This is a genomic window from Streptomyces sp. NPDC085866, from assembly GCF_044541035.1.
In the GTDB taxonomy this organism is placed as follows: Bacteria; Actinomycetota; Actinomycetes; order Streptomycetales; family Streptomycetaceae; genus Streptomyces.
Map to the genome: position 1 here is coordinate 251,451 of NZ_JBITSQ010000012.1, position 12,807 is coordinate 264,257.

The following is a 12,807-nucleotide window of genomic DNA, read 5'->3' on the forward strand; positions in this document are numbered from 1 at the left end:
CTACTTCCAGGTGTCGCTGGTGGTGTAGCCGGACGAACTGCCCGTCGTGTACGAGCGGTTCGTCCCGGACTCCCAGATCACGTTCCCGGAGCCGTCCTTCTTCACGTACTTGTACGCGAAGGACGTGCTCCTGGGGACGATGACCAGCTTGCTCCAGGTCGGGTAGGACGCCGAGGACAGCGGGATCGCGTCGCTCGTGCTCCAGGAGCCGAGAGAGGGGAGGGAGCCGACGACGTAGACGTCGGTGCCCCAGTCGGTCGTCGCGGTCTCGTTGAAAGTGACGTCGGTGGCGTCCGCGTCCGCCACGTTCCAGGAGTTGTTCAGGGTGATCGCCGAGGTCGCGGTGGTCGCCGACCGGTTGGCGTTCGACTCCCAGGTGACGTTGCCCGAGCTGTCCTTCTTTATGTACTTGTAGGTGAAGGAGGTGTCGATCGGCACGCTGACCTCGCCCGACCAGACCGGGTAGCCGGAGGACGACAGCTGGATCGCCTTCGAGGTGTCCCAGCTGCCGAGCGCCGAGATCGAGCCGACGACGTAGACGCCGGTGCCGGACGTGGTCGAGGCGTACTCGTCGAAGGTCGCGCTCACCGTCGACGTCGAACCGCCGCCGCCCGTGTCGTCGCAGCCCACCGTGCAGGTGTAGGACGCGTTGTAGAAGGCGACCGCGCCCTTCGCCGGGACGGTGATCGACGCGCTGCCGCCGGAGACGGTGACCTTCGTCGCGCCGCCGTCGACGACGTTGCTGTACGTGCCGTCCGCCATGCCCGTCGCGAAGGTGTACGTCGCCGACGACGAGCCGTTGTTCAGCGCGAAGAAGCCGGCGCCGCCGCGGCCGAAGCCGATCACGGACGACGACTTGGTCTGCCAGTGGGAGACGGCGGCCGTGTCCACGGCGTTGTGCCAGGCCACCATGCCGACGATCGCCGTGTCGCGGTCCAGGCAGTACCAGCCGTTCGCGCAGTCCGTGTCGGTCACGAAGCCCGACGCGTTCGGCGGGGCCTGGTCGCTCTGGGTCCATTCCCAGCCGGCGTACACGGTCGGCGTCGACCACTTGTAGGCGAGCTGGAAGAGGTTGGCGAGCTTGTAGGTGTCGCCGTCCTTGTAGGACAGGTGCAGGCCGTTGCGCTCGGTGTCGTGGTTCGTCACGAAGGACACCGAGTCGGCGGCGGGCAGGATGCCGGAGGAGGACAGCGACTCCAGATCGCTCACGTTGCCCTGGAACGCGGACTTCAGCCTGCTCGCGTAGGTGAAGTCGAGAACGTCACCGGAGGCGTAGTAGTCCGAGGGCTGGGGGGTCGAGCCCGGGTAGATCTCCTGGAAGACGTACGGTGCCGAGCCCGACGTGGTGTTCGTCAGCTTGGACTCGATGGCCGCCAGGTCGGCCTCGGGGATGTGCTTGGCCGCGTCCACCCGGAAGCCGTCGACGCCCAGGGCGAGCTGGCTGTTGAGGAAGTTCGCGATGCCCGCGCGGACCGTGTCCGAGCCGGTCTTCAGGTCGGGCAGGCCGAGCAGTTCGCAGTTCTGGACCTGGGTGAGGTTCGAGTAGTCCTGGATCGTCAGGTCGGAGGTGGGGCACGACGTCGAGTCGTGGTAGTCGGCGCGGTCCCAGTCGGGGGTGTCGTACTCGGTGGTGACCGTCGTGCCGTTGTAGCCGGTGCCGGTCTGCGCGGCGGTGTGGTTGATCACCGCGTCCGTGTAGACCTTGACGCCGGCCTGGTGGCAGGCGGTCACCATCGACGCGAACTTCGCCGCAGAACCGAAGCGGCTGTTCAGGTTGTAGGAGTACGGCTGGTAGACGTCCCACCAGTAGTAGTTGGTCTGCTTCAGGGACTCGGCGGGCGGGGCGACCTGCACCGCGCCGTACCCGGCGGGGCCCAGGACGTGCGTGCACTCCGAGGCGACGGAGTCCCAGTTCCACTCCCACAGGTTGGCGATGACGTCGCCCTTGGCGGTGGTGTCCGCCCGTGCGGGAGTCCCGGGCAGGGCCACGGCTCCCGCCAGTGCGAGGGCGCCTGCGGCCGCGGCGGTCGCGGCGCGGCGGAGGACACCCGGGGGATGGTGTCTGCTCATGTGCGGCTCCGAAACGAACTTCGAGGGAAGGGGACAGAGTTCAACAACCCGTGAGAGTGCGGCAGTTGAGAAGAGGGCGTCAAGGTTGACGCTGAAACTTCTTGCTATGAATTTCAAGGGTCTTGCTGTAAACCTTTCGGCGGCGGTACGGTCGCGCGGGGTCGGACCCAAGAGAGCCGCAATCGCAAGGAGTTCCCGCCTGTGATACCGAGATGGCCGGCGCCCCCGACGCGCCGAACCGCCCACGTCAGACGGGTCGCGGCCGTCGCTGTCGCCGCGCTCGCCGCAGCCCTCGTGACGCCGCTCGCGGCCCACGCGGACAGCCCGCCCCCGCCCCCTTCGGACACCAGACTCGCGGCTCAGCCCGCCCGGCACGACGACACCCGCGAGCAGTTCTACTTCGTCATGCCGGACCGTTTCGCCAACGGGGACAGGTCCAATGACCGGGGCGGGCTGACCGGTTCACGCCTCAGCACCGGCTACGACCCCACCGACAAGGGCTTCTACCAGGGCGGCGACCTCAAAGGCCTGACCAAGCGGCTCGACTACATCAAGGGCCTCGGCACCACCGCCATCTGGATGGCGCCGATCTTCAAGAACCGCCCGGTGCAGGGCACGGGCAGCAACGCCTCCGCCGGCTACCACGGCTACTGGATCACCGACTTCACCCAGGTCGATCCGCACTTCGGGACGAACAAGGACCTCCAGACCCTCATCTCCAAGGCGCACGCCAAGGGCATGAAGGTCTTCTTCGACGTCATCACCAACCACACCGCCGACGTCGTGGACTACCAGGAGAAGTCGTACGACTACCTCTCCAAGGGCGCCTTCCCGTACCTGACCAAGGACGGGCGGCCCTTCGACGACGCCGACTACGCAGCCGGCAACAGGAAGTTCCCGGCCGTCGACGCGGACTCCTTCCCGCGCACACCGAAGGTGACCGCCAAGAGCAAGGTCCCGGCCTGGCTCAACGACCCGACGATGTACCACAACCGGGGCGACTCGACGTACGCCGGCGAGTCCACCACCTACGGGGACTTCTCCGGCCTGGACGACCTGTGGACCGAGCGTCCCGAGGTCGTCCACGGCATGGAGAAGATCTACGAGCGCTGGGTGAAGAACTTCGGCGTCGACGGCTTCCGGATCGACACCGTGAAGCACGTGGACATGGAGTTCTGGACCCAGTGGGCCACCGCGCTCGACAAGTACGCGGCCGCGCAGGGGCGGAAGAACTTCTTCATGTTCGGCGAGGTGTACTCGGCGGACACGTCCATCACGTCTCCGTACGTCACCCAGGGCCGGCTGGACGCCACCCTCGACTTCCCCTTCCAGGACGCGGCCCGCTCCTACGCCTCCCAGGGCGGCAGCGCGCAGCGGCTGGCCGGCGTCTTCGGTGACGACTACAAGTACACGACCGACAAGGCCAACGCGTACGAGCAGGTCACCTTCCTCGGCAACCACGACATGGGCCGCATCGGGTACTTCCTGAAGCAGGACAACCCGAAGGCCGGTGACGCCGAGATCCTGCGCAAGGACAGGCTCGCCAACGAGCTGATGTTCCTCAGCCGCGGCAACCCGGTCGTCTACTACGGCGACGAGCAGGGCTTCACCGGCTCCGGCGGCGACAAGGACGCCCGCCAGACGATGTTCGCCTCCAAGGTCGCCGACTACCTGGACGACGACGAGATCGGCACCGACCGCACCCACGCCAGCGACGCGTACGACGCGAAGGCGCCGCTCTACAAGGAGATCGCCGCCCTCTCGAAGCTCCGGAAGAACAACCCGGCGCTGACCGACGGTGTCCAGACCGAGCGGTACGCGGCCGACGGGGCCGGCGTCTACGCCTTCACCCGTACGGACGCGAAGTCCGGTGCCGAGTACGTCGTCGCGTTCAACAACGCCGACAGCGAGAAGTCCGCGAGCTTCTCCACCGGCTCGGCGGACATGGCGTACCGGGGCGTCTACGGGACCTCCGACGCGGTGAAGTCCGACGCCGACCGCAAGCTTTCCGTCACCGTCCCGGCCGGTTCCGCCGTGGTCCTCAAGGCCACCGGTACCCTCGCCGCGCCCGCAGCCAAGCCGACGATCACGCTGAAGGCCCCGGCCACCGGAGCCACCGGGACCGTGGACGTCACCGCCGATGTCGACGGCGGTCAGCTCAACCGGGTCGTCTTCGCCGCCCAGGTCGGCAACGGCGCGTGGAAGACGCTCGGCTCCGCCGACCACGCCCCCTACAAGGTCACCCAGGCCATCGGCAAGGACGTACCCGCCGGGACCGCCCTGCGCTACAAGGCAGTCGTGATCGACTCGGCCGGGCACACCGCGAGCGCCCTGGCGAACAGCACCACCGGCACCCCGGCCGCACCCGAGGTCCCCACGGCCTCCTCCCGGGACTACGCGATCGTCCACTACAAGCGCACCGACGGCGACTACGACAACTGGGGCCTGTACGCCTGGGGCGACCTCGCCGACGGCGAGTCGACCAGCTGGCCGAACAGCCACCCCTTCGTCGGCCGCGACGCCTACGGCGCCTTCGCCTACGTCAAGCTGAAGCCGGGCGCCTCGAACGTCGGCTTCCTGGTCATCGACAAGGACGGCAACAAGGACGTCTCCGCCGACCGGTCCATCGACGTCACCAAGACGGGTGAGGTCTGGATCGAGCAGGGCAAGGCCGACGTCCTGACCCAGAAGCCCGACTATCCCGCCCAGGACAAGGCCAAGGCGGTCATCCACTACCACCGCGCCGACGGCGACTACGACGGCTGGGGCCTGCACGTCTGGACGGGTGCCGCGAACCCCACCGACTGGTCGAACCCGCTGAAGCCGGTGAAGACTGATGCCTATGGCGCGGTCTTCGAGGTACCGCTCACCGAGGGTGCCACCAGCCTCAGCTACATCATCCACAAGGGCGACGACAAGGATCTCCCCGCCGACCAGTCGCTGGACCTCAAGTCCAACGGCTACGAGGTGTGGCTGTTGAACGGCCAGGAGAAGTACCTGCTGCCGCAGCCCGCGGGCAGCGCGGCCGCCCTCGACCTGACCACGTCCAAGGCGGTCTGGATCGACCGGAACACGGTCGCCTGGAACGGCGTCGACGGCGCTGTCTCCACCCAGCTGCTGTACTCCCACGACGGTTCCATCGCCGTCAAGGACGGGGCCCTGACCAGCGACGACGAGCGCTGGCTGCGGCTGACGAAGACCACGCTCACCGATGCGCAGAAGGCGAAGTTCCCGCATCTGAAGGACTACACCGCCTGGTCCGTCGACCCGCGTGACCGCGACCGGGTCCGCTCCGCGCTCGGCGGACAGCTCGTGGCCTCGCAGCGCGCGGCGAACGGTGCCGTGCTGGCCGCGACCGGGGTGCAGATCGCCGGCGTGCTGGACGACCTGTACTCCGGCGCGACGAAGAGCAGCCTCGGCCCGGTCTTCCACGACGGCAGGCCGACCCTCTCCGTGTGGGCGCCGACGGCACAGTCGGTCCACCTCGACCTCGACGGCACGGCCGTGAAGATGCACCGGAACGCCACCACCGGCGTCTGGTCCGTCACCGGCCCCGCGTCCTGGAAGGGCAAGTCCTACCGGTACGTCGTGAAGGTCTGGGCGCCCAGCGTCCGCAAGGTGGTCACCAACAAGGTCACCGACCCGTACTCGGTCGCGCTCACCGCGAACTCCGGGCGCAGCCTGGTCGTCGACCTGAACGACAGGTCCCTCGCCCCGAGCGGCTGGACCGGTCTGCACAAGCCCAGGGCCGTACCGCTGAAGGACGCGCAGATCCAGGAGCTGCACATCCGGGACTTCTCGGTCGCCGACAAGACCGTCCCGGCGAAGGACCAGGGCAGCTATCTGGCCTTCACCGACAAGAACAGCGACGGCTCCAAGCACCTGCGGCAGCTGGCGAAGTCGGGCACCTCGTACGTGCACCTGCTGCCCGCCTTCGACATCGCCACCATCCCCGAGAAGAAGGCCGACCAGGCGACCACCGACTGCGACCTGGCCTCCTACGCGGCCGACTCCGACAAGCAGCAGGAGTGCGTGGCGAAGATCGCCGCGAAGGACGCCTACAACTGGGGCTACGACCCGTACCACTACACGGTCCCCGAGGGCTCGTACGCCACCGACCCGGACGGCACCGCCCGCACGGTCCAGTTCCGCAGGATGGTCAAGGCGCTCAACGACGACGGCCTCCGGGTCGTGATGGACGTCGTCTACAACCACACGGCGGCCAGCGGCCAGGCGGACACCTCCGTCCTGGACAAGGTCGTGCCCGGCTACTACCAGCGGCTCCTCGCCGACGGCAGCGTGGCCAACAGCACCTGCTGCGCCAACACCGCGCCCGAGAACGCGATGATGGGCAAGCTGGTCGTGGACTCGATCGTCACCTGGGCCAAGGAGTACAAGGTCGACGGGTTCCGCTTCGACCTCATGGGCCACCACCCGAAGGCCAACATCCTGGCGGTGCGCAAGGCCCTCGACGCGCTGACCCTCGAGAAGGACGGCGTCGACGGCAAGAAGATCATCCTGTACGGCGAGGGCTGGAACTTCGGAGAGGTCGCGAACGACGCCCGGTTCGTGCAGGCCACACAGCAGAACATGGCCGGCACCGGGATCGCCACCTTCTCCGACCGCGCCCGTGACGCCGTGCGCGGCGGCGGCCCCTTCGACTCGGACCCCGGCGTCCAGGGATTCGCGTCAGGGCTCTACACCGACCCCAACGGATCGGAGGCGAACGGCACTTCGGCCGAGCAGAAGGCCCGGCTGCTGCACTACCAGGACCTGATCAAGGTCGGTCTGACCGGCAACCTGAAGTCCTTCGCCTTCACCGACACCGACGGCAAGGAGGTCAAGGGCTCCGAGGTCGACTACAACGGCTCGCCCGCCGGATACGCGGACGCACCCGGCGACGCCCTCGCCTACGTGGACGCGCACGACAACGAGTCGCTGTTCGACGCCCTCACCTACAAGCTGCCCCAGGACACCTCGGCGTCCGACCGGGCCCGGATGCAGGTGCTGGCGATGGCCACGGCCGCCCTCTCGCAGGGGCCGTCCCTCTCCCAGGCGGGCACCGACCTGCTGCGCTCGAAGTCGCTGGACCGCAACTCCTTCGACAGCGGCGACTGGTTCAATGCCATCCACTGGAACTGCGCCGACGGCAACGGCTTCGGGCGAGGACTGCCCATGGCGGCCGACAACCAGTCCAAGTGGACCTATGCCAAGCCGTTGCTCGGCGTGGTGAAGGTGGGCTGCCCGCAGATCACCGGCTCCTCGGCCGCCTACCAGGACCTGCTGAGGATCCGTACGACGGAGAAGGCGTTCTCCCTCGGCACGGCCGCGCAGGTGCAGGACCGGCTGTCCTTCCCGCTGTCCGGCAAGGACGAGGCACCGGGCGTGATCACCATGCAGCTCGGCGACCTGGTCGTGGTGTTCAACGCCACCCCGCAGCAGCAGGACCAGCGGATCGGCGCCCTCGCCGGGACGGCCTACCGGCTGCACCCGGTGCAGGCGGCCGGCACGGACGCGGTGGTGAAGACCTCCTCCTACGCGGCCGACTCGGGCACGTTCACCGTGCCCGCGCGGACGGTGGCGGTGTTCACCCGGGCGGCGAAGTAGGGTCGGCCCCGTCGCCCTAGAACAGGAGTGCTCATGCCGCAGATCACCGTCGACTACTCGAACACGATGGAGGCCGCCTTCGACCGCGCCGGCTTCGCGCGGGCGCTGCACGAGGCGACCGTGGAGATCGCGGCGGCGAAGCCGGAGGCCTGCAAGACGCAGTTCCGGCCGAGCGCACTCACGGCGTACGGGTACGAGGACCCGGCGGAGCACGGGCACGCCATCGTGCACGTGACCATCGGGCTCCTCGCCGGCCGCAGCGACGAGACGAAGGCGAGGCTCACGGAGACCGTGCTGGAGCTGCTCCGGGGGCACGTGGCGGACAAGCGCTTCGCCCTGCACGCCTCCGCCGAGATCCGCGACCTGGATCCGTCGTACCGGAAGTTCGACCGGTAGCGGTCCTCGCCCCTCAGGGCGCCAGGGACATCAGCCGGCCGACGAGCTCTGCGAAGGGCCCGTCGGCCGGCTCGTCCTTGACCATGGTGCGCAGCAGGGCGGCCGTGTCTGCGTCGTAGGCGGCGCTCACCGCCACCAGCACGGCGAAGTCGTGCACGAGTTGCAGCTCCAGTTCGGCGCGCGGGATGCGGCGGCCGTCCAGCCAGATCAGCGCCGTCGACTCGGCGAGCGAGATCCAGGAACGGACGACCAGTTCCATGCGCGCGGATGCCTCGGTGACGCCCAGATGCGCGAGGATCTGCTCGTAGGCGGCCTGCCGTACGGAGTCGATGAGGGCGTTGGTCGTCGAGGAGCCGACGGCCGGGCCGCCGCGCATCAAGGCCGAGAAGCCGGGCCCGTGCTCGTCCACGAAGTCGAAGAAGCGGCGCATCACGCGCAGCAGCCTGGCCCCGAGCGAGCCCTCGTGCGGCTCCGCGAAGCGGCCTGCCAGATCCTCCGAGGCACGCTTCAACGCGGCTTCGTACAGGCTGAGTTTGCCGGGGAAGTAGTGGTAGACCAGCGGGCGCGAGATGCCCGCCGCCGACGCTATCTCGTCGATCGAGACCTCGTCGGGCGAACGACGGCTGAACAGGTCGAGTGCGACACCGATCAGCTGCTGCCGCCGCTCCTCGACGCCCATCCTGCGGCGAACCCCGGTACTCATGCGAACACCTTACCGATCGATTCCGGCCCGGAACGGGCCGGACCAGCGCCGGTGTTCACATGAGGCCGTCACATATCCAGCACAAGTCGCTCACTTCTGGCCCGTGACACACAGATCAGCATCGAGTCGACACGCTCCGCATCCGTCAGCAGCTCGTCCCGGTGGTCCACCTCACCCTCGAGCACGCGCTGTTGACAGGTCCCGCAGAAGCCCTGCTCGCAGGAGTAGGCGGTGTCGGGCAGTTCGCGGCGTACGGCGGCCAGCACGGTGGAGTCCGCGGGGACCGGCAAGGTCCGTCCGCTGCGGCGCAGTTCCACCTCGAAGGCATGGTTGCCGTCGGCCGACGTGCGCGGCGCGAACCGCTCCAGGTGCAGCGTGGCACCCTCGGGCAGCCGTGCCTCCACCGCCGCCATCAGGCCCTCAGGGCCACAGCAGTAGACGGCCGTCCCCTCCGGAACCTCCGCGAACAGCGCCTCCAGGTCCGGCCGCCCGTGCTCGTCCTCGGCGACCAGCGTCAGCCGGTCCCCGGCGAGCCCCCGCACCTCCTCCAGGAACGGCATCGAGGCCCGCGTCCGCCCGCCGTACAGCAGCCGCCAGTCCGTGCCGTCCGGCAGGGCCCGCAGCATCGGCAGGATCGGTGTGATGCCGATTCCGCCGGCGACGAACACGTACGAGGGCGCCTCGACGAGGGGGAAACGGTTCCTCGGCCCGCGCACCTCCAGCTCCGTGCCCTCGGTGAGCTGCTCGTGCACCTCCCGCGAGCCGCCCCGGCCGTCCTCGACCAGCCGGGTGGCCACCGTGTACGAGGAGCCGTCCGCCGGGTCCCCGCACAGCGAGTACTGCCGTACGAGCCCCGACGGCAGCACCAGGTCGAGGTGGGCGCCGGGCTCCCAGCGCGGCAACCCGCTGCCCTCCAGACGCAGTTGCACGACCCCGTCGGCGACCGTCTCGTGCGCGGTGAGCTGCAGCCGCAGCGCCCGCGAGCGGGGGCGGCCGGAGATGGGCGGGTCCAGGGCGGGCAGCGGCCACAGCGGCGAGACCCGGACGCGGCGGCGCAGGGCCCGCCGGGTCAGCAGGGCGGCGCCCGCGACGAGCGCCACGGTGCGCAGCTTCGGCATCACGACCCCGACTTCTCCGCCGCGAGCGCGGCGGGGGAGGAGGCCAGGTAGGCGACCGCCTGTGCCGTGGAGCCCTCCTGGGAGGGGTGGTAGGCGTGGCTCAGGTAGCGCGGGATGGACTTGAACATGGCACCGGTCGTGGGCAGGGTGCCCCGGCGGCCGCTCCGGTGGAACTCCTTGAAGGAGGCCTTGCCGTCCACCAGGGTGGGGTCGTTCTCCATGAAGAAGCGCGCCCCGCGCTGCCACAGGAACACCAGCGCGCTGAAGGCCGTCGCCCAGGTGCGCACCCGGCGCCGGTAGCTGCCGTCGACATGCATGAACAGGTCGAACGCGACGGAGCGGTGCTCGACCTCCTCGGCGCCGTGCCAGCGCAGCAGGTCCAGCATGGTCGGGTCGGCGCCGCGCCGGTCCAGCTCGGCGGCGTTGAGCACCCAGTCGCCGAGGAAGGCGGTGTAGTGCTCGATGGCCGCGATCAGCGCGACCCGCTCCAGCAGCCACCAGCGGCGCGCCCTGCCCGGCGGCAGCGTGCGGTCGCCGAGCAGCTTCTCGAAGAACCAGTCGACCTGCGCGGTGTACGGCGTCGGGTCGAGCCCCTGCTCCCTCAGGTGCGGCAGCACCTCGTCATGGGCCTGGGAGTGCATCGCCTCCTGCCCGATGAAGCCGACGACGTCCTCGCGGAGCCGGTCGTCCCGGATGAGCGGCAGCACCTGCTTGTACACATGCACGAACCACCGCTCGCCGGCGGGCAGCAGCAGGTGCAGCACGTTGATCGTGTGCGTGGTGAACGGGTCGCCGGGCACCCAGTGCAGCGGTGTGTCCTCCCAGGAGAAGGACACGTTGCGGGCCTTGAGCGGTATGCGCTCGGACTCCACCGGCCGGGCCTGCGTGTTAGACATGGCGTCAATGTACTGACGGGTAGGTCATCTGAGAACCCCCGTGCGGCACCTTGTTGACGCGAGTGTCAGCTAGCGCAGTCCACCGACCTGCCTGCCGTCCGTCAGAGTGCCCTTCAGCTGCGCCTGAGCCCCCTGCTCGGCCCGGGCCACCAGCAGCGGTCCCGGGCCGGACGCGGTGACCCCGCCCGTCGCCCGGATCGACGCGGTGTCCCGGCTGCCCGCGGCCAACAGGAACCAGTTCCCGGCGCGGGACTTCCACAGCACCCCGGCCAGGACGTGCGGGTCGCGCGGACCGCAGGCCCGTACGTCCGTGCCCTTGGCCACGACCGCGCCGACCCGCCCGCCCGGCGTCCGGAACTGGGCCAGTGCGGCCGTACCGTCGCCGCGCCAGGTCTCGGCCCTGGTGCACACCCACTCGGCCGCCCCGCTCCCGTCGGGCAGCGGCTGGTCCGCGAACGCCCAGGCGTTGACGCTGCGCACCCCCGCGGAGCGTTCCGTGGTCAGCGAGCAGGCGAACGGGGCCCAGGCGCGCAGGCCCTCCGCGCCGGACGCCTCACCGGTGGCGCCCGGGCGTCCGGCGGTGAGGTGGGCCGGGACCAGCTCGCCCAGGTCCGTGGCGAGTCGGGTGCCGGAGGCGTCGGTCAGCTGGAGCACGTTCCACGAGGTGCAGCTGCCGGGCTGCAGGGCGGAGCTGGCCATCGGTGTGGTGACGCCGTCGGTGACGGTGAGGGGTGCCGCGGCCGCGTCCGGCTTCATCAGGTCACGCTCGGCGGCCTTCTTCACCCATGGGGCGGTCAGGTAGCGGACGTTGCCGTCGGAGCGGCCGAGCACCAGCGCGCTCGCCTCGGCGTCGGTCGCGCCGTCGGCGCGGGCGAAGTCGAGCGCGGCGCCCGCGGTGCCGTCCGAGGGCTCGGCGTAGCGGGCGATGCGCAGGCCGTCGTAGAAGACCGCCACGCGCGCGTTGTCCACCTCGCCCGCGTACAGCAGCTGGGGCGGGCCGGCCGGGGCGCCGGTCTGGGTGCCGGGGGTGGCCGAGAGACGGACCGTCTCTCCGGGCCGGGCCCAGACGGCGAGGGCGCGGCGCAGCAGGGCCTTGTCGCCGGTGAGCGGGCCGCGTGCGGGCCACACGGAGAAGTCGTTGCGGGCCGCCGACTCCCATGCCGTCGGGGCGACGCGGGTGAGCTTGCCGGGGTCCAGGGCCGCCTCGGCCGCCGGGTTCTCCGCGTAGACGGGCGCGGCGGCGCCGTCGGGGCCCCAGCCGCCGCCCGGCACGGCCACCAGCGCCCCGCACACCGCGAGCGCGGCCGCCGCGGCGAGCGCGGCCTTGGTGTGCTGGCGGCGGCGCACCAGGTCGGTGGGCCGGGCCTGCAGAGAGCAGGGGTCGAACTCGGGGGAGGTGAGCAGCGCGTCCTGCGCGGGCACCCCGTTGGCCTCCGCCAGCGCGGACTCGGGGTGGTCGACCCCGGCGGACTTGAGGATCCTGCGGACGTCCGTGTCGGGCAGCTTCTCCAGGCCGCGCAGCACGTACGCGGCGCGGGCCGGGCCGGACAGGGCGGACAGCCGCTGGTCCAGGGCCAGCTCGTCGGCGCCGCCGGAGCGCGGGAACAGGCGCAGCCCCCACACCTGCGGGAGCAGCGGCGGCAGCTGGGAGAGCCGCGGCCGGCCCTTGCGGGGGCGGCCCGCCTCCAGCGCCGCACGCAGGACCCTGAGGCGCAGGAAGGCGTACCCGGGGTCGCCCTCCCGGCCCGTGGACTGGGCCGGGATCACGGACGCCTGCTTGCGGCCCCGGGGCAGGGCGCGCTGGACCAGGGCGTGGGCCGTCAGCACCCGGCGGCTGCGGCCGAGGGCCGGCGGCAGTACCAGGTGGGCGAGCCGGACCAGCCGTGGGTAGTGCTCGACGAGCGCGGCCTCGGCCTGTTCGACGTCGACGACCGGGCCGGTGGCCCCGGCGGAGGAGCGTGCGTGACGCTGGGCTACATCCTGTGACTGCACGTCCGGGAGAACGAGCGAGCCGTTG

Annotated in this window: 7 protein-coding genes; 2 read left to right on the forward strand and 5 right to left on the reverse strand. The window is 70.3% G+C overall.

Features of this window, described 5'->3' with window-relative positions:
• A complete protein-coding gene (locus tag ACIF83_RS30140; RefSeq protein WP_399731570.1) occupies positions 1-2,070 on the reverse strand; it encodes a carbohydrate-binding module family 20 domain-containing protein in 2,070 nt (689 codons plus the stop codon).
• A 201-nt stretch (positions 2,071-2,271) separates the two neighbouring features.
• On the opposite strand from ACIF83_RS30140, the gene pulA reads away from it, so the two are divergent.
• Together pulA and ACIF83_RS30150 are read left to right on the forward strand one after the other, a co-directional pair.
• Positions 2,272-7,677 (forward strand): pullulanase-type alpha-1,6-glucosidase, encoded by a 5,406-nt coding sequence (gene pulA, locus ACIF83_RS30145; RefSeq protein WP_399731573.1) that lies wholly within the window; start codon positions 2,272-2,274, stop codon positions 7,675-7,677.
• Between the two features lie 33 nt (positions 7,678-7,710).
• On the forward strand, positions 7,711-8,073 hold the full coding sequence (locus tag ACIF83_RS30150) for a 5-carboxymethyl-2-hydroxymuconate Delta-isomerase (protein ID WP_393466028.1): 363 nt from the start codon (positions 7,711-7,713) through the stop codon (positions 8,071-8,073).
• Positions 8,074-8,086: 13 nt separating this feature from the next.
• On the opposite strand, the gene ACIF83_RS30155 is transcribed toward ACIF83_RS30150, so the two are convergent.
• From ACIF83_RS30155 to ACIF83_RS30170, 4 genes are all read right to left on the reverse strand, one after another.
• On the reverse strand, positions 8,087-8,776 hold the full coding sequence (locus ACIF83_RS30155) for a TetR/AcrR family transcriptional regulator (RefSeq protein ID WP_393466031.1): 690 nt from the start codon (positions 8,774-8,776) through the stop codon (positions 8,087-8,089).
• Positions 8,777-8,844: 68 nt separating this feature from the next.
• Complete coding sequence (locus ACIF83_RS30160) at positions 8,845-9,894, reverse strand: PDR/VanB family oxidoreductase (protein WP_393466034.1); 1,050 nt, start codon at positions 9,892-9,894, stop codon at positions 8,845-8,847.
• The gene (locus tag ACIF83_RS30165) at positions 9,894-10,790 is read right to left on the reverse strand and encodes a metal-dependent hydrolase (RefSeq protein ID WP_393466037.1); all 897 of its coding nucleotides are present in this window, start codon (positions 10,788-10,790) and stop codon (positions 9,894-9,896) included. The genes ACIF83_RS30160 and ACIF83_RS30165 overlap by 1 nt, the downstream gene beginning before the upstream one ends.
• Before the next feature lie 69 nt (positions 10,791-10,859).
• Positions 10,860-12,782, reverse strand: coding sequence for a hypothetical protein (locus tag ACIF83_RS30170; RefSeq protein WP_399731578.1), 1,923 nt, complete (start codon positions 12,780-12,782; stop codon positions 10,860-10,862).
• Between the last annotated feature and the right edge of the window lie 25 nt (positions 12,783-12,807).